Below are 23,235 nucleotides of genomic sequence, written 5' to 3' on the forward strand. Positions count from 1 at the left end.
TCATCCTTCAACCTGACTCTGCGTTGGCTGCATCTGCTCACCCCTGCCGCCTTGATTCAGGCTGAATGATTTCGTGTAACATCCAGGCGCCCCGGACTGACGATCCGCGAGGAAGTACGCCCGACTGTTGTCGTGAACGCTGGCGCTTGCCAGAAGCCGCTCAGGCGTCTGCCAGCGATAATCTTCATGTTGTTCATCAGGCAGATGCAAATCCGCCTGATTCACCTTCAGGCGAAAACCAAGCACAACGTAATGAGTGGTAAAGTCTTCGCCGGAGAAGTTATCGTCATAGAAGTGCTGCCAGACGCCATAAAACGCGCCTGCGGACAGCGGAAAACGCAGCCCCAGTTCCGCCTGAGTGAGACGCTCAAACGCATTTTCCAGCGTCTCATCCTTCTGCACGCGCCCGCCCGGTACGAACCAGTAACCCTGCGCAGGGCGATTGGTGCGCTTGCCCAGCAGGAACTCGCCGCGCTCATTCTCCACGATCAAATCAATGGAGATCAGCGGCGTAGAGCGCACGACGGTAGCGAAATCTTCCTGACGTAAAAACATGTTTACCCCCGGAACCGGTGCTGGTTCTCAAGGAACCACTGGTAAGTGCTGGCAAGCCCGGCCTCCAGCGACACCTCGTGATACCAGCCAAGCTGATGCAGACGCGTTACGTCGAGCAGTTTGCGCGGCGCACCGTCCGGTTTCGTGGCGTCAAACACCACCCGCCCTTTGTAGCCCACGACCTGAGCGATCGTTTGCGCCAACTCCCGAATGGTGCAATCCACACCAGTACCGACGTTGATGTGCGAGAGCATCGGCTGCGTGTTCTCCTGCCACACTTCGCGATCCAGCTCCATCACATGGATGCTGGCGGCAGCCATATCATCCACATGCAGGAACTCGCGCATCGGTGTCCCGCTGCCCCATACCACTACATCCGGCGCGTTCTGCTCGGTCGCTTCATGGAAGCGGCGCAGCAGCGCGGGAATGACGTGCGAATTACTCGGGTGGAAGTTGTCATGTGGCCCGTACAGGTTGGTCGGCATAACCGAGCGGTAATCGCGGTCAAACTGGCGATTCCAGGACTCGCACAGTTTGATCCCGGCAATTTTGGCGATGGCATACGGCTCGTTGGTTGGTTCAAGCGACCCTTGCAGCAGTTCGCTTTCCGCCATCGGCTGTTTTGCCAGTTTGGGGTAGATACAGGAGGAACCGAGGAACAACAGCTTGTTCACGTTGTGCAGATGCGCGGCGTGAATGATGTTGCTCTCAATCATCATGTTCTCGTAGATGAAATCGGCCGGGTACGTATTGTTGGCGACAATACCGCCCACCTTCGCCGCCGCCAGATAAACCTGGTCAATGCGTTCTTCAGCGAAGAATGCCTGTACTGCCCGGCTGTCCAGCAAATTCAGCTCGTCGCGGGTGCGAAGCACCAGCTCCACATCCTCGCGCTGCGCCAGCTGTCTTACGATGGCGGAACCCACCATCCCGCGATGGCCCGCCACAAAAATACGTTGTTTCATCATCCTCAGGACTCCAGCGCGATGGCAACCTCGTAGCCATGAGATTTCAGCAAGGAATGTTTCTTCGCCGCTTCCAGGTCTTTCGCAACCATTTCAGACACCATCTCCTGGAGTGTGATCTCCGGTTTCCAGCCCAGCTTCTCGTGCGCTTTTGACGGGTCGCCCAGCAGGGTTTCCACTTCCGCAGGACGGAAGTAGCGCGGGTCAACGGCGATAATCACATCACCCGGCTTCACGCCCGGCGCGTCATGACCGGTGACAGAAACGACAATCCCTTTCTCTTCCACGCCTTCCCCTTCAAAGCGCAGTTTGATTCCCAGCTGTGCCGCCGCCATTTCGACGAACTGACGCACGGAGTACTGTACGCCGGTCGCGATCACGAAATCTTCCGGCGTCTCTTGTTGCAGCATCATCCACTGCATCTTGACGTAGTCTTTGGCATGGCCCCAGTCACGCAGGGAATCCATGTTGCCGAGGAACAGGCAGGACTCCAGCCCCTGAGCGATATTGGCAATCGCGCGGGTGATTTTGCGGGTCACGAAGGTTTCGCCGCGACGCGGAGATTCATGGTTGAACAGAATGCCGTTACAGGCGTAGATGCCGTAGGATTCGCGGTAGTTAACGGTGATCCAGTAGGCGTACAGTTTGGCGACGGCATACGGAGAGCGCGGATAGAACGGCGTGGTCTCTTTTTGTGGAATTTCCTGCACCAGACCGTACAGCTCAGAGGTGGAAGCCTGATAGAAACGGGTTTTCTTTTCCAGGCCCAGGAAGCGGATTGCCTCCAGCAGACGCAGCGTACCCAGCGCATCTACGTCGGCGGTGTATTCCGGGGACTCAAACGAAACCGCAACGTGGCTCATTGCCCCCAGGTTGTAGACTTCATCCGGCTGCACTTCCTGCAAAATGCGGGTCAGGTTGGATGAGTCGGTCAGATCACCGTAGTGCAGGTGGAATTTCGGGTTGCTGGCATGCGGGTCCTGATAGATATGATCCACGCGTTCGGTATTGAACGAAGACGCGCGACGCTTGATACCATGAACCTCGTAACCTTTCTCCAGCAGAAGTTCCGCCAGGTAAGAACCATCCTGCCCGGTTACGCCAGTAATGAGAGCGACTTTTGACATTTTATTTTCCTCAAATAGTCCCGTTAGGGAGTAACTTTCTCAACGCGCTCGCGCGTTACCACTGCGGGATTGCCACGGCAGATTGTGTTTGCCGGTAGCGATTTAAAAACACTGCTTCGCGCACCAACGACGGTGCCGTCGCCTATCGTTACGCCGGGAGCGACAAAGACATCCGTCGCCAGCCAGCATTTCTCGCCAATCACAATTGGCGTGGCGTTAATATCAAAATGGGCGCTGGCATAATCATGGCTGCCGGTACATAAATAGCTTTTCTGCGAAATAACAGAGTGTGCGCCAATCGTAATGTCACCCAGCGTATATAAAACGGCGTCATCGCCGACCCAGGCGTAATCACCTAACGTCAATTTCCACGGATACGTAATTTTTACAGAAGGTCGGATGACTGCGTTTTTTCCTATTTTTGCGCCAAACATCCGTAATAAAAATGCGCGCCAGCGATACATCACCTGCGGCGACCAGCTAAATAACGTCGCCTGCACCGCCCACCATAATTGCACTTTTATTGCATTGCCGCCCCGGAACCCTTTCGGCACCGAGAAGCCGCTTAAATCCTGCATCATTTTTCCTTATATTCAGGCTTTGTTATATAAGGCTTTTGCTTTGCCTGTCGTTTTCAGACGTAGTAAATAAGATAATTCCGCCCAGAATCCGGGGACGCGTAATATTTTACGCTGCACATTTTTTGCATCCCGGCATAATTCCAGATTATTTGAGGTTGACACGCCGCCCATAGAAAATTCAGACACCAACCCTTTGATTCGACGGAAAGGATAGCCTGATTTATAAAGACTGGCCGCCAGCGCGTAATCAGATGACACCTTATATTGCAGATCGTATGGATGTTTTTTCAGCCCTGCGGTCGGGAAGAAAATAGCCTGATGGCTGGCGGGTAAGCTGTGGTAGATATACCAGCCATGTTTGGCGCTTCGTCGGGTTTTATTTCCTTCACCAAAATCCAGTAACGCGTCGCCAATGTACATCGCGTCATCATTTTTTCGCCCCAGTTGACGGACAAAATCGGTGACATCTTCATGAAACACATCGCCGGAATTGAGGAAAAGAGTATAGCGCCCTTGCGCCATCGCAATGCCTTTGTTCATCGCGTCGTAAATACCGCGATCTTTTTCACTTACGAAGCGTAAGTTAAACTCACCGTTGAGTTTTTCCAGAAACTGGGCGGTGCCGTCATCCGAACCGCCGTCCACGACAATCCATTCAAAGGTCAGGCTGGGATCGCGCGCCAGGTTGCGCAGCGAGCGCCAGGTGTTTACCACGCCGTCGTAATTACGAAAGGCGACAGTAACGACGCTAAGTAACATAAAACCACCTCGTCATGAATTCGTAATATTTAGCGCTTTGCGCAAAATAAAAGGACAAACGATTAAAAATGCATATTCCGGGCTAAATATCGAACCGGTAAAAAACAACGATACCGGCGTAAAGAGATAAAGCTGCACCCGAAAATTCTGATTATCGCCAAACGCATTCAGCGTCATTTTTAAGATTTTCCACATGTACCATGCGGTCAATAACACCGCGAACCATGAGAAATAAATAATCAGCAGATACAGGCCATTGTCTATTGTTTTCCCGACATCCGCACCGTTAAAAATTCCGAATGATGCGACATATTCATAAAGTGAGCCAAATCTGACTACGCCATCAATATGGGTCAACGAATAACCGACCATCACTAATGGCCCAACGATACGATAATACGATGATGAGCCTTCCGTTCCTAAATCTCCAAGACGTTCAGCGATATAAGGAAACGCAAAAACCACACCGACTAAAAACACGCCCAACGAAATAATCGCCAGTGGCAATTTTTTCCTTATCGCATCCTTATTCAGATACTGAAATGCCCACTCCAGTAAGTAAAACAGGATAAAGGTCATTACCCCTGAAAATGATCCTGATAATATTATCCCTGCCAGAATCATAGCATCGGTCTTAGGGGTTTTGATACCAAACTGTTTGATGCTGAGCCAAATTGAGATTAACGCCAGAGCAAAAAACGCCGGTTCAAAATAGAGCGCAGTGGTTCGCTTACCGCCAAATTTAATAAAATTCAGCACATAGCTATTACTGTAAATAAGATATTTCGAAATTCCTTCCATTAAGCTGCTGCCGCCGGTGAGAATGATCTGCGCCATCTCAACTGCCGCCAGCGCCACCACAAACGCCACCACCATATAGAAAAAACGTAATATCTTGCGGTAGTTATGCGGGGAAACGGTTTTAAAGCGAATACTCCACACCATGCCGATAATGATGACGATGTAAACAAACAGCATCGTCGAGGTGACATATTTGCTGGCATCCAGCGACTGACCGAACAGGTAGTTAAACGCCGTCAGCCCCGCCCCCACGCCCAGCGCAATCATCAATTTTTTAATGCTGATGCGCTCAATGAACAACAACAGCAAAACGGGTAGAAAGGTGACGATGGTGATGGGGAAGCTTTCGCCCAGTTGGGCAATTTTGACGTTGACCAGCAGGTAGATCAGCGGCAGTAGCAGGTAACTACAGATTCTGATAGAACGAGACATACTCCTCCAGCATCTGTTGTCCGCTGTATGCGGTGCGGCTACGCTCGCAAAAGGCCTCCAGCGAGGCGCCAAATACGGCCTGGGCAATGTCGGATTTGCTCATCTGCACCAGGTTCAGCACCTCGTCTTCACTGAACGTTCGCCCGCCCGATTTTGCCAGCACCTCCTGCGCCGCGTCGCTGTGCGTGGCGATCACCGGCACGCCGATAGATAACGCTTCACACAAAATCAGCGGGTAATTATCGACCCGGGAGCTGAACACCAGCGCATCCATCTGGTTAAGGGCGCTCATCAGCTTGCGTTTATCGGTTTCAAAGCCGTGATTCACCACGTTCTCACCGTCGAAGGGGGAAAACTTACCGAAGGTGTGCAGCTCAATGTTGTTGCCTGCCGCCATCATGTCGCGCACCAGCTGCTGGTTTGTTTTGCCGTCATAGCGCAGATCGTGCGCCACCACGGCAATTTTCGGTTTGCCCTGGCGCTCGCTCACCGGCGACAGTTCGGACAGAATCGCTTCGGTCGCCACATCAATGCCATTGTTGATAATGCGACAACGCCCTGCCCCGTACAGGCTGTTAAACGCCTCCGCCACATGCTGGCTGGGCGAGATAAACTGACAGCCCAGCGAGAGCATCTGCTGAAACAGCTGCCGCTTGCCCACCACCAGCTGGTGCGCTCTGTCCACTTTTACCGGCGGATAATTGGTCAGCGTCGGGCATTTCTGACAGCCGCTTTTCCAGCCTTCACAGCCGTCAGTAAAGGCACAGCGTCCGGTCACGCTCCAGTGATCGTGCAGCGTCCAGACCAGCCTCACGTCCGGCTTATGGTTTTTCACCTTCTCGCAGAAAGCGACAACCTCCGCCAGATTCAGCCAGTAGCTGTGCAGCACATGAAAATGCAGCACCAGCGGGCCGGGTGTCCGGGTCACTTTGCGGTACAGGTTATCGAGATTGCCAAAGAGGTCGCGGTTAAACAGACGAAACAGCGCGATATTGGCGACCGATGTCAGACGCGGCGTCTGTTTAATCACATGCGGATAGTTGCTGTGGCTGACGCTTTTCTTCCCGCCTTTGCCATAGCCATAGACAAAGTGCGAGGTCAGGCCTTTTTGTAGCGCGCGCAGGTGCAGGTCTAATGCCACGCCCGCCGCGCCGCCTTCCGCCAGTCGAACATTAAATTGCAGAATATTCATTTAATTACCTTCACTCGCGCCTTCTCTCCCACTACCAGCGCGTTATCGGGAACCGTGTCGAGCACCACGCTGCCCGCCCCGATAGTCACGTTATTGCCGATGGTGATATCCCCCAGCAAAATGACGTTAGCGCCCAGCTCAACGCCGTTACCAATGACCGGGCACGCCAGGCTGTCGCCGCCCCGGTTGCCGATGGTGACGCCATGACGCACGGTGAAGTCGTCGCCCGCGACGACATGCTTATTGATCACGACAGCATAACCGTGATGGATGGTGAAACGTCGGCCGATGGTTGCGGCGGCCTGAATTTCGTAACCAAACAGGCATTCGGTCATCAGACGGTACAGCACCAGCACCGGCGCGGCCCACAGGTTATTCAGCACATTTTTTTTGCGCCAGACGGAACAAAAATGGGCGACGCGGTAGGCCAGCACCATGCAGCACGGGCGCAGACTCCAGCTGTTTGCGCGTAGATCCTCCAGCATCCTTAACGCCCCCGCAGTCCGTCAGCCAGGCGTTTGCCGTTACGCACAGAAAACAGCGTCAGCAACGTGCGCCAGGTCATTCGCTTATTGCGGATCTGGTACAGCGTAAACAGCTGATACTTTTTGCTGGCGCGGTCGAATTTGTCTTTATGCTTGCGGTAGAAATGAAAGTAGCCGGAGAATTTTTTCGGCGAGGAGGTGATCTGCATTTCACCGTGATTGATGTGCAGAATCTGCGTCGCCTCTTCCACTTTCCACGGTTCGCCGTACTCAACCACCATACGCAGGAAAATATCGTAGTCCTGCGCGGCTTTCAGTTCGGTATCAAACAGGCACTCTTTAAAACGCCAGGCCCAGGTAAAGACCTGATTGCCAATGATATTGCGTTTATAAAAAAGACGGCGTGAGTACGGCGACTTCGGGTACAGCGGCAGACTGGCCGGCTGCGAGTAAACCTCGCCTTCACAGACATAGTCATTGGCATATAAAAACGCGTGCGTTACCAGCTGATGCTTATGTTCAAGGAACACGCTCAGACGGTTCGGCGTCCATTCATCATCATCATCGATCCCGGTGATGTACTGCCCTTTCGCCTGCATAATGGCCTGATTACGCACCGCGCAGGCGCCGGAATTGATCGCATTGTGGGTGTAGCGCACGCGCGGGTCGTTTAACCCTTCAACAAACTGCTGCAACTGCTCATACGATGAGGAGCAGTCATCCACAATGATCATTTCCCAGTGGGTATAGTCCTGGCGCAGCACCGATTTAATCGCGCGAATCGCCAGTTGCTGCCGATTCCAGGTTGGCATGTAGATCGAAATCAGTGGGTTGTCTATTGTCATTCTCATTCCCCGGATAGTGTCGGATGGCGGCGTAAACACCTTATCCGGCCTACAGTTACCAGCAATTTTGTCGGCCCTGTAGGCCTGATAAGCGCAGCGTCATCAGGCGACTTATTATTTTGAATCCGACTTGTATTCGTACTCGTAGTAACCGTAATCCTGATAACCGGTCGCCCGTCGGAAGATGGAGTTGAGGATTACGCCTTTTACCGGAATGCCGTTCTGCTCAAAGCGGCTCAGGCTGGTTTCCACCTCTTTTAATGTGTTAACGGCGTAACGCGCCACCATCAGCGTAGTGCCGACATGCCGTCCGACGATTGCCGCATCGGTCACCGCCAGAATCGGCGGCGTATCGATTAAGACCAGGTCATAGTGCGCGCTGGCCCAGGCAATCAGTTCGCCAAAGCGCTCGCTCATCAGCAGTTCCGACGGGTTAGGCGGCACCTGTCCGCGCGGCACCAGATCGAAATGCGGGATGGAGGTGGGTTTGGCGCAGGAGGCGATATCCCCTTTGCCCACCAGAATGTCGGACAAACCATTCACGTTGTTGGTGCCCAGCAGCTCGTGGGTATAGCCTTTACGCATATCGCAGTCGATCAGCAGCACGCGTTTGTTGGTCTGGCTGATGACCGCCGCCAGGTTGGCGCAGACAAAGGTTTTGCCGATAGACGGGCTGACCCCGGTCAACATCAGCACATTGTTTTGCGCCTGCATCATGGCGAAATGCAGGCTGGTACGCAGGCTACGCACCGCCTCAATCGCCAGATCGGTTGGATTCCCCACCGCCAGCAACTGGCTCTGTTTGTAGCGCTTAACACCCTTAATCGTTTTGACGTTATCGCGCGCTTTCTGCCACTCCGACAGCGGAATGCTGGCATAGACGCTGATGCCGTGTTCTTCGAGCACCTGCGGACTTTCAATCCCACGGTTAAACAGCGAACGCAGCAGCACGCCGACGATAGAGAGCATCAGGCCAAGAATAATGCTGCCAAGAATAATCAGCGCTTTTTTCGGCTTCAGCACGCCCGGCTGGGCAATCGCCGGGTCAACAATACGTACATCCCCGACGGTGCTGGCCTCGGTGATCTTCAGCTCCTGCTGCTTGTTCAGCAGTTGCATATAAACCTGCTGGCCGGATTCGACGTCGCGCGTCAGACGCACAATTTCCTGCTGCGTTTTCGGCATGGCCGTCACCCGCCCGTTCAGTTTGGCTTTTTCATCTTCCAGCGCTTTACGTTTTTCCAGCAGCGTACGGTAAGCCGGATGCGCTTTAGTAAACAGCTTGGAGATTTCCGCCTCTTTGAAGGTCAGTTCGTTAAGCTGGGCGTCGATATTCACCATCGAATCCAGCACCGCCTTGGCCTCCAGCGGTAAGTCCACGGAGTCTTTATCCTGACGGAAGGCGTTGAGTTTGTTTTCCGCGACGTCCAGGCGACTGCGCACTTCCGGCAACTGTTTCGCCAGGAACGCCAGGCTTTTCGCCGCTTCCGCAGATTTCCGCTCAACGTTCTGTTCGAGATAGTTGCGGGTGATGCTGTTGAGAATATCGCGGATCTGATCCTTGTCTTCACCGGTGAAGGCCAGGCTCAATACGCCGGTATCTTTGCCGTTTTCCGTCACGGTCAGGTTGTTTTGCAGATTGTTGATCATCCCAAGCGTGGAGAATTTAGTGACGGTAAATTCACTGTCCGGGCGGGCATGGATAGCGCTCACCATCATCGTCACGCCATCTTTACTCAGCAGTTGCCCGGCCTGACCGCGAGCGCTAAAGCCGCCATCGCTGGTCAGTTCGTAGGTTTTGTCACTCAGCACGTTAAGCGTGAAAACCTGCTCGCCCATCTCTTTTGGACGGGTGAACGTTGTCACTTTCACCGTCTCATTCTGCCGCCCCATCAGGCGCTCCCAGCCCTCACCAAACAGCGGGAAGGTGTTTTTGGTGACGGAGATATCCAGGTCGAGATCGTCAACGGTTTTCCCCAGAACCAGACGCGACTGAATCAGCTGAATTTCCGCTTCTGATGCCGGCGGTTTATTGGCCAGCGCAGAGCCAATATCCTGCACCAGCGAGTTACCGGTATTTTGCTCGATTTGCACCAGCGCGTCGGCGCTGTAAATCGGCGTGGCGAATAGCGTGTAAATCACGGCGCACAGCGCAAATACCGCCGTAATGCCAAGCACCCACCAGCGCGCTTCAATGACGGTTCCCACCAGGCGACCGATATCGATTTCATCACTGCCCGTTACCGGAGCGGCAAGCTGTTTTACTTTTTCTGTCATTGTTATACCTGCTCTGCGTTCAATGCCTGCGCCCATTGGCGAGCAGACCTTTCAAGTAATGTGTACACCGCTTCAAACGCCTCGCGACTTTTGCGATACGGATCGGGTATTTCACGCTCGCTGTCCCAGTGGCCGAACAACATCACTTTCCCGCGCATCTCTGGCGCCATCTCGCACAGTCTGGCGATATGGCGTTTTTCCATCGCCAGAATCAGGTCATAATCCCGGCACATACGCCCGGAGATCTGGCGGGCGCAATGACCTTCAAGAGAGAGGTTATGCGCCGCCGCCACGCTGACCGCCGACCGGTCGGCGCCCCTTCCCACCAGCGCGCCCAGCCCGGCGGACTCCACCGTTAACGACGGGTGATAACTTTTCAGCAAGCGCTCTGCCGTCGGGGAACGGCAAATGTTCCCCACGCAAACAACTAAGATTTTGTTAAACATGACGTTTACCAGTTATGAATGTCGCTGGCCGTATCCGTCATATAACGGACACCGCTGATGGTCGGCAGCAACTGATTGATCAGACGGTTCCAGCGCGCAACCGGTGCGGTCGTGACGTACACCACATCGTAAGGTTGCAGTCGGAACTCCGTCGCCATCACCAGAGAGGTGGCATCAGACATATCAAGCTGATAAATATTGGCGATCTTGCCATTGCGTCCGCCCTCGCCTTTCAGCGGTCGAATCACGAAGATGCCGCTGGCATTGGAGGTGGTCAGGTCGATACCTTCCGCCGTACCCAATGCTTCGGTGAGCGTCATACCGCTGAAGTCCATTTTGAGGGTGCTCTGTTTCTTCACTTCACCCATTACGAAGACTTTCAGATCGTCATTACGCGGTACAAACAGGATGTCTCCAGGGTAGAGCAACCGGTTCTGGCTGAGATCGCCGTTTTGCATCAGCGCCTGCAAAGAAATTCGCTGCTCCTGGCCATTGTGCGTCAGCACGACGTTGCGCCAGTCGGCGTTTTCGGTCAGACCACCTGCGGCGTTGATGGCATCAAGAACGGTGAGCGGCACGTTGGTGATCGCCTGCTGGCCGGATTTATTCACCTGCCCGGAGACATACGCCTTCTGCGAGCGGAAAGCGGCGATATTAACGTCCACCTGCGGGTCAGCAATGTACTTCGCTAAGCGCCCGGTAATATCACTGCGAATTTCACCCAGCGTTTTGCCCACCACAGTCACTTTGCCGATGTAGGGATAAAACATGGTGCCATCGGGTTGAACCCAGTTGCCGGTATCACTGGAGCTGCGGTACTGCCCGGCGGGCGTGGTCAGTTCCGGGTGATCCCAGACCGTCACATTCAAAACATCGCCTGGGCCGACGCGGTACTGGTAGCTTGAGATCTCCTGGTCCAGTGACATATTGGGCTGCGCCACATTTGGACGTGGTCGTAATTGCTCCACCAGGCGCGGCGTCAACGGATAGACATTCACCATACGGTCGAGATCAAAATCAGCGTCTTGCTGTTTGATCACGTCTTTACCCATCGTAGACATATTGCTGCCCGGAAGTACTGTGCAACCACTTATCAAGGTTACCGACACCAATAATGGCATCAATTTCATTTTGGATTTCATCATTGATTATTTATCACTTTGGCAGAGTAATTATCCCGTGCAATTTAAATAGCGACTTCGCCTGTACACATTTACATTGCAGTTAATTGAAAAGAAATTTAACTGGCATCAGTCCTAAAAAATTTGGATTCATCCGTAGGCTATTGACAGAATAATTCAGACTTGTCACCAGGTTATCAGACACGCTACCGCCCTTGGCTTTTTAGCTACCAATACACTGATTAATTTAGGTTTTTATAATCCTCTTTATTTCCTCTTCTTCGCGACAGAGAAACATCACAGGAAATAAGAAAGTTACTCAGTAATGGCCTGCTTGACGGCGACAGGATATTTTTGTTGCCCACCATTAATGCTGCAAGAATTGTTGCAGTTAACGTAATAGCAGGCAAGGTAACAAGCCTGTACTTCACCCTTTTTAAGATTAATATTAAGCGTGGCGAAATTATAATTTTAGGATTTTATTGATGTTGACAAATTCTATATTTAACGCCCAACCTGCGATATTTCCGAAATATGTCCACATTAAAAAAACCGTACCATATGGAAACTTTATGGTTATTTTTCCGCCACGTTTTCAGCATAAAAGCCTGATATAAAAGAAAGAGAAATGACGTTATGTCATTGCATTTTGCGCCAGCTTTATCCATGATCGAATTGTGACAACTGTCATATAACGAAAGGTATTATTCTCACTATGGAATGGATTGCCGATCCATCAATCTGGGCCGGACTCGTCACGCTTATCGTCATCGAGTTAGTCCTCGGCATTGATAACCTGGTCTTTATTGCCATCCTCGCTGAAAAACTGCCGCCTGCGCAGCGCGATCGTGCGCGCATTACCGGGCTGCTGTTAGCGATGATCATGCGCCTGCTATTGCTGGCGTCTATCTCGTGGCTGGTCACGCTGACGAAGCCTCTCTTCAGCATACGCGACCTGAGCTTCAGCGCCCGGGATCTGATTATGCTGTTTGGCGGTTTCTTCCTGCTCTTTAAAGCCACGATGGAGCTCAACGAGCGGCTGGAGGGGAAAGACAGCGATAACCCCACCCAACGCAAAGGGGCGAAATTCTGGGGCGTGGTGGCGCAAATTGTGGTGCTGGACGCCATCTTCTCCCTCGACTCGGTCATTACCGCCGTGGGGATGGTCGAACACCTTGCGGTGATGATGGCGGCGGTGATTATCGCCATCAGCCTGATGCTGCTGGCCAGTAAATCCCTGACCCGGTTTGTGAACAGCCACCCAACCATCGTGATCCTCTGCCTCAGCTTCCTGCTGATGATCGGCTTCAGCCTGGTGGCGGAAGGGTTTGGCTTCCATATTCCGAAAGGTTATCTGTATGCCGCGATCGGCTTCTCGGTGATGATTGAAGCGCTGAACCAACTGGCGATCTTCAACCGTCGTCGCTTCTTATCCGCCAACCATACGTTGCGCCAGCGCACCACCGAAGCGGTGATGCGTTTGCTCAGCGGGAAAAAGGAGGATGCCGAGCTGGATGCTGACACCTCCGCTATGCTGGCGGATCATGACGACAGCCAGATTTTCAACCCGCAAGAGCGGCAGATGATTGAGCGGGTGCTGAACCTCAACCAGCGCACCGTCAGCAGTATCATGACCTCGCGCCATGATATTGAGCACATCGATCTCGACGCGCCTGAAGAGGAAATTCGCGCCCTGCTGGAAAAAAACCAGCATACGCGTCTGGTAGTGACCGGAGAGGACGAACAGGAAGAGTTGCTTGGCGTGGTGCATGTCATCGACCTGCTACAGCAATCGCTGCGCGGCGATCCGCTCGATCTGCGGGCGTTGATCCGTCAACCGCTGGTGTTTCCTGAAACGCTGCCGCTACTTCCGGCGCTGGAGCAGTTCCGTAACGCCCGCACGCATTTTGCTTTTGTCGTGGATGAGTTTGGTTCCGTTGAAGGGCTCGTAACCCTGAGCGACGTCATGGAAACCATCGCCGGTAATCTGCCGAACGAAGTGGAAGAGATCGACGCCCGTCACGATATTCAGAAAAACCCGGACGGCTCCTGGACCGCCAACGGCCATATGCCGCTGGAAGATCTGGTGCAGTACGTTCCGCTGCCGCTGGATGAGAAACGCGAGTACCACACCATCGCGGGGTTGTTGATGGAATACCTGCAACGCGTGCCGAAAACCGGAGAAGAGGTTCAGGTGGGAGATTACCTGTTGAAAACCTTGCAGGTTGAGAGTCACCGCGTACAGAAAGTGCAGATTATTCCGTTACGTAGCGATGACGAGTTAGATTACGAGGTGTAAGGCAGAACGGCATGCCGGGTGGCGGCTGACGCCTTACCCGGCCTACGGTTGTGTCGTTGTAGGCCTGATAAGCGCAGCGCCATCAGGCGTAGGGTGTTGCCGGATGGCGGCGTAAACGCCTTACCCGGCCTACAAATGTTGTCTGTTTTCACAGCCGGCATTCAGATTCGCTTACAGCTTATCCAGCAGCTTCTTCACGTCTTTACCGTTGCGGGTCTCTTTATTACGATCCGCCCAGTCGCTCAGACGACGTTTTGCTTCATCCTGCAAATGCTTACGCAGAATCTGGTCAACCTGGAGATTGTAATTCAGCGCCTGCCACTTACCGTATACGCGCAGCGGAACCGGCGTCTCTTTCAGGAAATCAATCAGCTTGCTTTCACCTGTCCAGCCGCCCAGCACGCGCACGTTAAACTGCGTGTCGCAGGTCTGCTCAACAAGATTCAACGCGCCATTACCGGAAACCGCCAGTATTGCAGACTGCCCTTCCATGCTGCCCAGCGTGAGCTTACCGTTATCCAGCGCCAGGTCGGTGACAAAGCGATCCAGACGGGTCGCGTTATCAAAATTCTGCTGCGATTGCTGCACATCGCCACCGCTACGCGTTACCGCCTGCTGCACCAGTTGCTGGAAGTTCATCCCTTCCATACGCGTGTCGCGCATTTCAACATGCGCCTGCCCTTGCCAGCTGTGACGAAACGCCTGAGCGTCAATATCCGCGCCGGAAAAATCGCCCGCCAGCGACATTTTGCCGGTCAGCGCGATGGGATAGTCAAACGCGTTCAGAATCGTACCGATTTCCACATCCTCAAGGCGCGGCTGGAACACGGCGCGCGGATTTGCCGCTCTCGCGTCCAGCGTACCGGGCAGAGAAATCTCACCGCCGTCGAGTTTCCCCTGCAACTCGACGATATTCAGCAAACCGGCCTGATTCGTCATTTTCGCCGACACGTCGGTAAACGCCATGCCACGCCACTGCGCGTTATCCGCCCGCAGAAAGAGGGCCGCAGAAAACCCTTTTAGCCCCTGATAAGCGGGTTCATCAACGCGGGACGCGATAACCGGCCGCGGCCGCGTCGACTGCTGCCCCGTTTGCGCCACGTTTTTGGATGCGCTTGCCACGTCATTTCGCGGAAGAAGGTTATCCAGATTCAGCTTGCCAAATTGCAGATCGATCGCCCATTCCGGCTCATCGCTCAGCGTCACCTGAGCCTGCCCGGTCAGGGTGCTGTCGTTGGCGGTTAAACTGAGCTGACTGAAGGAGAGCCTTTTTTGCCCTTCCTGCCACTGCGCCTGTAATTGCCCCAGGCCCTGAATACCCTGTTTCGGTAAATCGGCTCCCTGCAACTGCCAGTTGAGCTGCTCGATACCGGCCGTTAAGTTGTGCGGATAGTCAGACGCATCGACCGTTCCGTTGAAGGAGAGCGAGAGATCGCGCTGATCGCGGTTCACCCGCCCGGAAAAATCAAACGTCCCGCGATGCTGTTCATCCTGCTCCATTTGCAGGCGAATATCGCGAACCGTAATTTGCTCGTCGTCTTCATGCTGGAACACCAGCACGCTGTCAGCAACGCGTAAGCTGCTGATATCAAAAGACCAGCCACGGTCTTCCGGGACATCCGGCAGCGTATTGTCTTTTGGCGCAACAGGCGCGTCTTCCCGGCGCGCCGCTTCCGTCTGCGGCGTCAACTGGATGACCGCGCCTTTGAGCATCACCTGTTCAACCTTCAACTGATGACTAAGAAGCGGCCACAGCGCAACGTCCAGGCGCATATTGTCGGCCCGAACCAGGGGTTCGCTGGCGCCTTCCGCCGTCAACGCCATCCGTCCAGAGAGGATGCTGAGTTGAGGCCATACGTGCCAGCGCAGAGGGCCATCCAGTTGCAGTTGATATCCGCTACGCGCAGCGACCTGCTGCACCATATACGCGCGGAAATCATTCGGATTCACCAACATCACCAACGCCGAGAAACCGGCCACCAGCACGACCAGGAGAATCATCAGCGTCGTCAGAAATCGTCTCATGCTATCCTCAGTGGAGCAGACTCAGTCTTTGTCAATCCGGCTGGCAACAGCGCCTTGCTGATCGCGGTATTTCGCATCCTGGCGACGGTTATAAGGGCGTGCGGCAGGGCCGGAGAGCGGCTCAAAGCTCAGGGCGCCAATCAGCATTCCCGGACGCAGGGCCAGCGGTAATTTCCCGGAGTTGTAGAACTCCAGAACGATGCAACCGGACCAGCCGGGATCGATACGGTGCGCGGTAACGTGCACCATCAGCCCAAGACGCGCCAGCGAGGAACGGCCATCCAGCCACCCCACGAGATCCGGCGGCAGCGTGACGGACTCAAAGGTCACGGCCAGCGCCAGCTCGCCCGGATGAAGATAAAACGCGTCGCCTTCATCCAGCACGATTTCATCGCTCATCACGCGATCCAGCGCAGCGCTGACCTCATCCTTCGGGCCGCTTAAATCAATAAACGCAGCCGTGTGGCCACGAAATGTACGAAATTTATTGCCAAGGCGCACATCCACCGTCGCGCCATTAATACGCTCAACAGGAGGACGCGGGTTGATCGACAAGCGGCCTTCATCCAGCCAGGCTTCAATATCTCGGTCACACAAACGCATGGCACTTTCTCCTTTCGTGCATCAGGCCCTTAACGTTCAACGCGTCAAGGGCGAACCAGGTTATCACTGAACGGTACACAATTCGCTGGGCTTATTCAAAGAACTGACTGATTTTCGCTTTCAGAATATCAATCGCAATGCGGTTCTTACCGCCGCGCGGTACGATAATATCGGCGTATTGCTTGGAAGGTTCAATAAATTGCAGGAACATCGGGCGTACGGTTTTCTGGTACTGCGCCATCACCGAATCCATTGAACGCCCACGCTCGTTGACGTCGCGCTTAATACGGCGCATCAGGCAGATATCCAGCGGGGTATCGACAAAAATAGAGAAGTTCATCTCTTCACGCAAACGCGCGTCCGTCAGCAGCAAAATCCCTTCGAGAATAATGACTTTTTTGGGCTCGACGCGAACGGTTTCCTGCATGCGGGTATGTTCAACATAGCTGTATACGGGCAATTCAATCGCCGAACCGCGCTTGAGCGCTTGCAGATGCTGGAACAGCAAACTGTGATCCATCGCATTAGGATGGTCGTAGTTGGTTTTTACACGCTCTTCCATCGACAGATGGCTTTGATCTTTGTAATAGCTGTCTTCGGGAATAACGCCGATATGTTCATCACCCACTTGTTCACGCAATTCGCGATAAAGGGTACTGGCAATAAGACTCTTGCCGGAAGCCGATGCGCCAGCAATACCGATAATGACGCACTGATGAGACTGAACAGTCATAAATTTAGCGACCTGATTAACCTGGATGTTAGGGAGGGCGACGCCGAAGCGTCAAACGCGGCAATTATAGGGATTTCAGCGGCACGATACCAGTCGAGATAACAGAACGCTAAATTGCCGTCCATCTCTCCCTGTCGCAAATTAAAATGCTTATTTTTAAAGCAGCTGCCGGATTTATTCGTTTATGCCGGAATTAATCCCCCGGAGATGTCAAATTATGAGCCGCTGACGTATAAATCGTAAATTGTTTGTACTAGCATGATCCTGAATGAAAACTGACGCGTCCGGGCCCTCCGCGACGGCAAGGGCTATTCGGATAACGTGGTAATGAGTAAACAAACCCAACATGTTTTAGTTACCTTGCCTCACCCTCTACTGCGTCTCGTCAGTTTAGGTCTGCTCACCTTTATCTTTACACTCTTCTCGCTGGAACTGTCGCGTTTCGATACGCCGCTGGCGCCGCTGTGGTTCCCGACGTCAATCATGATGGTCGGTTTTTATCGCCACGCAGGACGGATGTGGCCGGGGATCGCACTGGTCTGTTCCCTCGGCAGCATAAGCGCGTCACTCGTTTTTTCTCCTGCCGGTTCGCTGAATTTTGGCTGGACGGCGATCAATATTATTGAAGCGGTGGTCGGCGCAATCCTGTTACGTAAGCTACTGCCCTGGTATAACCCCTTACAAAATCTGAATGACTGGCTCCGCCTGGCGACGGGCAGCGCGGTGATTCCACCGTTACTGGGAGGCGCGCTGCTCTGGCTGCTGATGCCCGAAGGGACGCCAGTAAAAACATTTTTGATTTGGATTCTGTCCGAGTCTATCGGCGCGCTGGCGCTGGTGCCATTAGGCTTGCTGTTTAAACCGCGCTACCTGCTTCGCCATCGCGATCCCCGTTTACTGCTTGAAACGCTGCTTACGCTGACAATAACGCTGGGGCTAAGCTGGCTCTCTATGCTGTACGTCCCGTGGCCTTTCACCTGCATTATCGTTCTGCTGATGTGGAGCGCGATACGTCTGCCGCGTATGGAAGCGTTTCTGATCTTCCTCGCCACCGTCATGATGACGTCGCTGATGCTGGCATCCGACCCGGCGCTGCTGTCAACGCCCAAAACATACGCCATGATGAACGTTCCCTGGCTGCCGCTTTTAATGATCCTGCTGCCCGTCAACATCATGACAATGGTGATGTATGCGTTTCGGGCGGAACAAAAAAATATCACGGAAAGCGAATTACGCTTTCGTAACGCGATGGAATATTCCGCGATCGGCATGGCGTTAGTGGGCACCGAAGGCCAATGGCTACAGGCCAACAAGGCATTGTGTCAGTTTCTTGGCTACAGCCAGGATGAACTGCGCGCCCTCACCTTTCAACAGCTCACCTGGCCTGAGGATCTGCATAACGACCTTGAACAGCTGAATATGCTGGTGCGCGGCGATATCAACAGCTATTCCATGGAGAAACGCTATTACACCCGCGACGGCGATGTGGTCTGGGCATTACTGGCCGTTTCACTGGTTCGCCATAGCGACAACACCCCGCTCTATTTCATTGCGCAAATTGAAGATATCAACGACCTGAAACATACCGAACGGGTAAACAAGCGCCTGATGGAGCGGATTACGCTGGCGAACGAAGCGGGCGGTATCGGCATCTGGGAATGGGAACTGCGGCCTGACGTGATCAGTTGGGATAAGCGCATGTTTGAGCTGTATGAGGTTCCGCCGCATATCAAACCCACCTGGCAACTCTGGCACGACTGCCTGTTGCCGGAAGACCGCGCACCGACGGAAAAGATCATCCGCGAGTCTCTGGCGGCGCGTCTCCCCTTTAAGCTCGAATTCAGGATTGGCGTAAAAGATGGCATCCGGCATATCCGCGCCCTGGCGAACCGGGTGCTGGATAAAGACGGCGACGTGGAACGTCTGCTTGGCATCAACATGGACATGACCGAAGTCAAACAGCTTAACGAGGCGCTGTATCAGGAAAAAGAGCGCCTGCACATTACGCTGGACTCCATCGGGGAAGCGGTTGTCTGTATTGACGTCGATATGAACGTAACCTTTATGAACCCTGTCGCCGAAAAGATGAGCGGCTGGCAGCAGGAGCATGCGATCGGCGTCCCGCTGCTGACGGTATTACGCATCACTTTTGGCGATAACGGCCCGCTGATGGAAAATATCTATAGCGCGGATATGTCGCGTTCCGCCATTGAGCAGGATGTGGTGCTTCACTGTCGCAACGGCGGTCGCTACGACATTCATTACAGCATTACGCCGCTCAGTACGCTGGACGGCGGGAATATCGGCTCCGTACTGGTCATTCAGGACGTCACGGAATCGCGGAAAATGCTGCGCCAGCTCAGCTACAGCGCCTCTCATGACGCCCTCACCCACCTGGCTAACCGGGTCAGTTTTGAAAGCCATCTTAAAGAAATCCTGCTTACGGTACGCGATACGCGCCAGCATCATGCGCTGGTCTTTATTGATTTAGACCGCTTTAAAGCCGTTAACGACAGCGCCGGGCATGCCGCAGGCGATGCGCTGCTTCGCGAGCTGGCCGCCTTAATGCTCAGTATGCTGCGTTCCAGCGATATGCTGGCCCGCCTGGGCGGGGACGAATTTGGCCTCCTGCTGCCGGATTGCAATATCGACAGCGCACGCTTTATTTCTACGCGGATCGTCAACGCGATTAATGAATACCGCTTTACGTGGGAAGACCGTGAACACCCCATTGGCGCCAGCGCCGGGATCACGCTAATCAATAACGCCAATCGCCTGGCGGCAGACGTGATGTCCCAGGCGGATATCGCCTGCTATGCCTCTAAAAACAACGGTCGGGGACGTGTCACCGTGTACGAAGCCCAGCAGGAACAGGCGCACAGCGAGCGGGAAGTCACGTCTCAGGATGAACAATGGCACATAACCAAAGATAACCCTCTATTGATGATCGCCCGCGGGGTCGCGTCGCCGCGCATCCCTGAAACGTGCGGTTTTTGGCTGATCTCGCTGCGGCTGTGGACCAGCGACGGCGAAATCATGGAGGAGCAGGCATTCCGCGCAGGGCTAACCGATCCCGAACTCAGCCACGCTCTCGATCGTCGCGTGTTTCAGACATTTTTCCAGCACGCGGCATCCACCGTCGCCAGTAAGGGGGTGAGCATCGCCCTGCCGCTTTCCGCCGCCGGACTCAGCCGCGCAACATTCATTGATGAGCTGCTCGAACAACTGGAGCGCAGCCCACTTCCGCCGCGCTTATTGCATCTGCTTATCCCGGCACATGTCCTGATGCAAGAGTCCGATAAGGCCATACCCGCGATACAAACACTGCGTCAGGCGGGCTGTCGCATTGTTCTCAGCCAGGTCAACCGTGACCTGGCGCTTTTCGATTGCTTAAGCGCCCACATGGCTGACTACCTGTTGCTTGATAGCGAACTCTGCGCCAGCCTTCACGGTAATTTAATGGATGAAATGCTGGTATCGATTATTCAGAGCCATGCGCAGCGGCTGGGCGTCAGAACCATTGCCGGCCCGGTACAAATGCCGCTGATCATGGATGCGCTTTCCGGTATTGGCATCGATCTGATTTACGGCGACGTCATTGCCGATGCCCAACCGCTGGATCTGTTACTGAACACCAGTTATTTCGCCATCAACTGACGGCTGCCAGCCATCCGTATACCAGATATGCAGCAACGCGTAGGAGCGCCAGGGTTTCCAGCGCTCCGCATAACGGCGGATTTGCGCGGGCGTCATTCCCGAAAACCGCTGTTTAATCAGATAATCATCCGGCAAAAAGATATCTTTCGCCTGCCAGCCGCGCAGCGCGAAGTAGTTGGCCGTCCAGCGCCCAATCCCAGGAAAGGTTTGCAGGTTTTTCACCCCCAGCGCAATATCCTGCGGCGCGACCGTCTCTAACGTTCCATCCAGCGTCGCACGCGCCAGATGGATCAGCGCTTCCGCGCGTTTCAGCGGCATCCCCAGTGCTTTAAGCGCGAATGGGTCCGCCGCCGCCAGCGTTTGCGGCGTGGGGAAACAGACATACTCCGGCGCGTCGGCAAGCACATCGCCATAACGACGGGCGACTTTCGCCGTCAGCTTTGCCGCCATCGCCACGCTGACCAGTTGCCCGAGTATCGCCCTTACGCCCTGTTCGAAGGCATCCACCGAGCCGGGCAGGCGCAATCCCGGTCGCGCAGCCCCCAGACTGCCGAGCGCGTCGGCAATCTGATCGGGGTTACAGCGCAGATCGAACAGGCGTTCAATTTTTGCCAGACATTCTTCGGCGACGGGCAACAAGCCCGCACTCAGGGTTACGCGCAGCGTATGCGTCTGGTGCTCCGGTACAACGGCGATCAGTCCCCGATGTTCTCCCGTCGCCAGACTGCGAACATAACGCGTGGGTTCAACCGTTTCGACGCCGCTCACCGCACGCGCGGCGAGAAAACCCAACATCCAGGACCAGTCATAAGGCGGCTGCCAGCTTAGGATATACATTGCGACTCCTGTTTTTATTCTCCTTCAGCATAAACGCTATTCAAACGCCGCGCCTTGCTTTCATATTCCAGTTGTCGGGATTACAACATTTCGTTAAAGTCACGCCCCTTCTTCACTGGCATGGGGATTATTAAGGTGTTTATTGGTTTTGACTACGGCACGGCAAACTGTTCCGTTGCCGTCATGCGCGACGGGCAACCGCAGCTGCTAAAAATGGAAAATAACAGCACGCTGTTGCCCTCAATGCTTTGCGCCCCGACGCGTGAAGCCGTCAGCGAGTGGCTGTACCGCCATCACGCGGTTCCGGCGACGGATGACGAAACGCAGGCGCTGTTGCGGCGCGCAATGCGCTACAACCGTGAAGAAGATATTGAGGTCGGCGCAGGCAGCGTGCAGTTCGGGCTGGCTTCGCTGAGCCACTACATTGACGACCCGGAAGAGGTTTACTTCGTTAAATCGCCAAAATCCTTCCTCGGCGCCAACGGCCTAAAACCGCAGCAGGTTGCGCTGTTTGAGGATCTGGTCTGCGCGATGATGTTGCACATCCGTCATATGGCGCAAACGCAGTTGCCGGAAAGCATCACGCAGGCGGTGATTGGTCGACCGATTAACTTTCAGGGGCTGGGTGGCGACGAGGCTAACCGCCAGGCGCAAGGCATTCTGGAACGCGCGGCAAAACGCGCCGGTTTTCAGGATGTCGTCTTCCAGTTTGAACCGGTTGCGGCGGGTCTGGATTATGAAGCCACGTTGCAGGAAGAGAAGCGCGTACTGGTGGTGGATATTGGCGGCGGGACGACCGACTGTTCATTGCTGCTGATGGGGCCGCAGTGGCATCAGCGCGCTGACCGCGCCTCCAGCCTGCTCGGGCACAGCGGCTGTCGCGTGGGCGGTAACGACCTGGACATCGCGCTGGCGTTTAAACACCTGATGCCGTTGCTGGGCATGGGCGGCGAAACCGAAAAAGGCATCGCATTGCCGGTTCTGCCGTGGTGGAACGCTGTCGCGATCAATGATGTTCCCGCACAGAGCGATTTCTACAGCAGCGCCAACGGTCGCCTGCTCAACGAGCTGGTTCGGGACGCCCGCGATGCGGATAAAGTCGCGCTACTGCTTAAAGTCTGGCGTCAGCGCCTCAGTTATCGTCTGGTACGCAGCGCGGAGGAGAGCAAAATCGCCCTGTCCGGGCAGCCCGATATCCTCACCAAGCTGCCGTTTATCAGCGATGAGCTGGCGACGTCTATCAGTCAGCAGGGGCTGGAAGCCGCGCTGAGCCAGCCGCTGGCGCGTATTCTGGAGCAGGTACAGCTGGCGCTGGACAATGCGCAGGAAAAACCGGATGTCATCTATCTGACCGGCGGCAGCGCGCGCTCACCGCTGATCAAAAGTGCGCTGGCGGAGCAGTTGCCGGGCATTCCGATTGCTGGCGGCGATGACTTCGGTTCCGTCACCGCCGGTCTTGCGCGCTGGGCGGACGTCGTATTTCGTTAACCGCCTC

The 23,235-nt window shown here is 54.5% G+C and carries 18 protein-coding genes and 1 pseudogene; 3 read left to right on the forward strand and 16 right to left on the reverse strand.

Features of this window, described 5'->3' with window-relative positions; genetic code table 11:
- Positions 1–81: 81 nt before the first annotated feature.
- The 12 genes and pseudogenes from OGX84_RS10490 to OGX84_RS10545 all read right to left on the reverse strand — a co-directional run.
- Positions 82–555, reverse strand: a pseudogene (locus tag OGX84_RS10490) (GDP-mannose mannosyl hydrolase); the annotation flags it as partial.
- 2 nt (positions 556–557) lie between these two features.
- Positions 558–1,523, reverse strand: coding sequence for a GDP-L-fucose synthase (gene fcl, locus OGX84_RS10495; protein WP_047462602.1), 966 nt, complete (start codon positions 1,521–1,523; stop codon positions 558–560).
- A 2-nt stretch (positions 1,524–1,525) separates the two neighbouring features.
- Positions 1,526–2,647: a GDP-mannose 4,6-dehydratase gene (gene gmd, locus OGX84_RS10500; RefSeq protein WP_012131708.1), complete on the reverse strand. Its 1,122-nt coding sequence runs from the start codon at positions 2,645–2,647 to the stop codon at positions 1,526–1,528.
- 23 nt (positions 2,648–2,670) lie between these two features.
- A complete protein-coding gene (gene wcaF, locus OGX84_RS10505; RefSeq protein WP_047462599.1) occupies positions 2,671–3,225 on the reverse strand; it encodes a colanic acid biosynthesis acetyltransferase WcaF in 555 nt (184 codons plus the stop codon).
- Between the two features lie 15 nt (positions 3,226–3,240).
- Positions 3,241–3,987, reverse strand: a complete 747-nt coding sequence (gene wcaE, locus OGX84_RS10510) for a colanic acid biosynthesis glycosyltransferase WcaE (RefSeq protein ID WP_012131706.1) — start codon at positions 3,985–3,987, stop codon at positions 3,241–3,243.
- Between the two features lie 12 nt (positions 3,988–3,999).
- Positions 4,000–5,220: a colanic acid polymerase WcaD gene (gene wcaD, locus OGX84_RS10515; protein WP_012131705.1), complete on the reverse strand. Its 1,221-nt coding sequence runs from the start codon at positions 5,218–5,220 to the stop codon at positions 4,000–4,002.
- Complete coding sequence (gene wcaC / locus OGX84_RS10520; protein ID WP_047462595.1) at positions 5,195–6,412, reverse strand: colanic acid biosynthesis glycosyltransferase WcaC; 1,218 nt, start codon at positions 6,410–6,412, stop codon at positions 5,195–5,197. Before wcaC ends, wcaD begins: the two co-directional genes overlap by 26 nt.
- Entirely contained in the window at positions 6,409–6,897 is a 489-nt protein-coding gene (wcaB, locus tag OGX84_RS10525) for a colanic acid biosynthesis acetyltransferase WcaB (protein WP_049011279.1), read from the reverse strand. Before wcaB ends, wcaC begins: the two co-directional genes overlap by 4 nt.
- Before the next feature lie 2 nt (positions 6,898–6,899).
- Complete coding sequence (gene wcaA, locus OGX84_RS10530; protein ID WP_024130193.1) at positions 6,900–7,742, reverse strand: colanic acid biosynthesis glycosyltransferase WcaA; 843 nt, start codon at positions 7,740–7,742, stop codon at positions 6,900–6,902.
- Positions 7,743–7,856: 114 nt separating this feature from the next.
- A complete protein-coding gene (gene wzc, locus OGX84_RS10535) occupies positions 7,857–10,019 on the reverse strand; it encodes a tyrosine-protein kinase Wzc (RefSeq protein WP_153257713.1) in 2,163 nt (720 codons plus the stop codon).
- Positions 10,020–10,021: 2 nt separating this feature from the next.
- Complete coding sequence (gene wzb / locus OGX84_RS10540; RefSeq protein WP_012131700.1) at positions 10,022–10,465, reverse strand: low molecular weight protein-tyrosine-phosphatase Wzb; 444 nt, start codon at positions 10,463–10,465, stop codon at positions 10,022–10,024.
- A 5-nt stretch (positions 10,466–10,470) separates the two neighbouring features.
- Positions 10,471–11,610 carry a polysaccharide export protein gene (locus OGX84_RS10545; protein WP_012131699.1) on the reverse strand — a complete coding sequence of 380 codons (1,140 nt, stop codon included), beginning with the start codon at positions 11,608–11,610 and terminating at the stop codon, positions 10,471–10,473.
- Between the two features lie 691 nt (positions 11,611–12,301).
- Between OGX84_RS10545 and OGX84_RS10550 the strand changes: the two genes are divergently transcribed.
- Positions 12,302–13,885 (forward strand): TerC family protein, encoded by a 1,584-nt coding sequence (locus OGX84_RS10550; protein ID WP_286457998.1) that lies wholly within the window; start codon positions 12,302–12,304, stop codon positions 13,883–13,885.
- A gap of 171 nt (positions 13,886–14,056) precedes the next feature.
- On the opposite strand, the gene asmA is transcribed toward OGX84_RS10550, so the two are convergent.
- The 3 genes from asmA to udk form a co-directional block, all read right to left on the reverse strand.
- Positions 14,057–15,910, reverse strand: a complete 1,854-nt coding sequence (asmA, locus tag OGX84_RS10555) for an outer membrane assembly protein AsmA (RefSeq protein ID WP_286457999.1) — start codon at positions 15,908–15,910, stop codon at positions 14,057–14,059.
- A gap of 21 nt (positions 15,911–15,931) precedes the next feature.
- The gene (gene dcd, locus OGX84_RS10560) at positions 15,932–16,513 is read right to left on the reverse strand and encodes a dCTP deaminase (protein ID WP_012131692.1); all 582 of its coding nucleotides are present in this window, start codon (positions 16,511–16,513) and stop codon (positions 15,932–15,934) included.
- 91 nt (positions 16,514–16,604) lie between these two features.
- Entirely contained in the window at positions 16,605–17,246 is a 642-nt protein-coding gene (udk, locus tag OGX84_RS10565) for a uridine kinase (protein WP_024130192.1), read from the reverse strand.
- A gap of 327 nt (positions 17,247–17,573) precedes the next feature.
- On the opposite strand from udk, the gene OGX84_RS10570 reads away from it, so the two are divergent.
- Positions 17,574–20,903 carry a diguanylate cyclase gene (locus tag OGX84_RS10570; protein ID WP_286458000.1) on the forward strand — a complete coding sequence of 1,110 codons (3,330 nt, stop codon included), beginning with the start codon at positions 17,574–17,576 and terminating at the stop codon, positions 20,901–20,903.
- On the opposite strand, the gene alkA is transcribed toward OGX84_RS10570, so the two are convergent.
- Positions 20,871–21,740: a DNA-3-methyladenine glycosylase 2 gene (gene alkA, locus OGX84_RS10575; protein ID WP_286458001.1), complete on the reverse strand. Its 870-nt coding sequence runs from the start codon at positions 21,738–21,740 to the stop codon at positions 20,871–20,873. The genes OGX84_RS10570 and alkA overlap by 33 nt on opposite strands.
- Before the next feature lie 135 nt (positions 21,741–21,875).
- Between alkA and yegD the strand changes: the two genes are divergently transcribed.
- Complete coding sequence (gene yegD / locus OGX84_RS10580) at positions 21,876–23,228, forward strand: molecular chaperone (protein ID WP_286458002.1); 1,353 nt, start codon at positions 21,876–21,878, stop codon at positions 23,226–23,228.
- Positions 23,229–23,235 lie beyond the last annotated feature (7 nt).

The organism is Citrobacter sp. CK202 (assembly GCF_030333225.1).
Taxonomy (GTDB): domain Bacteria; phylum Pseudomonadota; class Gammaproteobacteria; order Enterobacterales; family Enterobacteriaceae; genus Citrobacter_B; species Citrobacter_B koseri.

Bases quoted from the DNA above. Each gene is read 5' to 3' on its own strand.
- asmA (WP_286457999.1), bottom strand. From the start codon at position 15,910: ATGAGACGATTTCTGACGACGCTGATGATTCTCCTGGTCGTGCTGGTG.
- wcaF (WP_047462599.1), bottom strand. From the start codon at position 3,225: ATGCAGGATTTAAGCGGCTTCTCGGTGCCGAAAGGGTTCCGGGGCGGC.
- OGX84_RS10550 (WP_286457998.1), top strand. From the start codon at position 12,302: ATGGAATGGATTGCCGATCCATCAATCTGGGCCGGACTCGTCACGCTT.
- wcaE (WP_012131706.1), bottom strand. From the start codon at position 3,987: ATGTTACTTAGCGTCGTTACTGTCGCCTTTCGTAATTACGACGGCGTG.
- dcd (WP_012131692.1), bottom strand. From the start codon at position 16,513: ATGCGTTTGTGTGACCGAGATATTGAAGCCTGGCTGGATGAAGGCCGC.
- wcaA (WP_024130193.1), bottom strand. From the start codon at position 7,742: ATGACAATAGACAACCCACTGATTTCGATCTACATGCCAACCTGGAAT.
- wcaC (WP_047462595.1), bottom strand. From the start codon at position 6,412: ATGAATATTCTGCAATTTAATGTTCGACTGGCGGAAGGCGGCGCGGCG.
- OGX84_RS10570 (WP_286458000.1), top strand. From the start codon at position 17,574: ATGAGTAAACAAACCCAACATGTTTTAGTTACCTTGCCTCACCCTCTA.
- wcaB (WP_049011279.1), bottom strand. From the start codon at position 6,897: ATGCTGGAGGATCTACGCGCAAACAGCTGGAGTCTGCGCCCGTGCTGC.
- wzc (WP_153257713.1), bottom strand. From the start codon at position 10,019: ATGACAGAAAAAGTAAAACAGCTTGCCGCTCCGGTAACGGGCAGTGAT.
- fcl (WP_047462602.1), bottom strand. From the start codon at position 1,523: ATGATGAAACAACGTATTTTTGTGGCGGGCCATCGCGGGATGGTGGGT.
- wzb (WP_012131700.1), bottom strand. From the start codon at position 10,465: ATGTTTAACAAAATCTTAGTTGTTTGCGTGGGGAACATTTGCCGTTCC.
- OGX84_RS10545 (WP_012131699.1), bottom strand. From the start codon at position 11,610: ATGATGAAATCCAAAATGAAATTGATGCCATTATTGGTGTCGGTAACC.
- gmd (WP_012131708.1), bottom strand. From the start codon at position 2,647: ATGTCAAAAGTCGCTCTCATTACTGGCGTAACCGGGCAGGATGGTTCT.
- alkA (WP_286458001.1), bottom strand. From the start codon at position 21,740: ATGTATATCCTAAGCTGGCAGCCGCCTTATGACTGGTCCTGGATGTTG.
- wcaD (WP_012131705.1), bottom strand. From the start codon at position 5,220: ATGTCTCGTTCTATCAGAATCTGTAGTTACCTGCTACTGCCGCTGATC.
- udk (WP_024130192.1), bottom strand. From the start codon at position 17,246: ATGACTGTTCAGTCTCATCAGTGCGTCATTATCGGTATTGCTGGCGCA.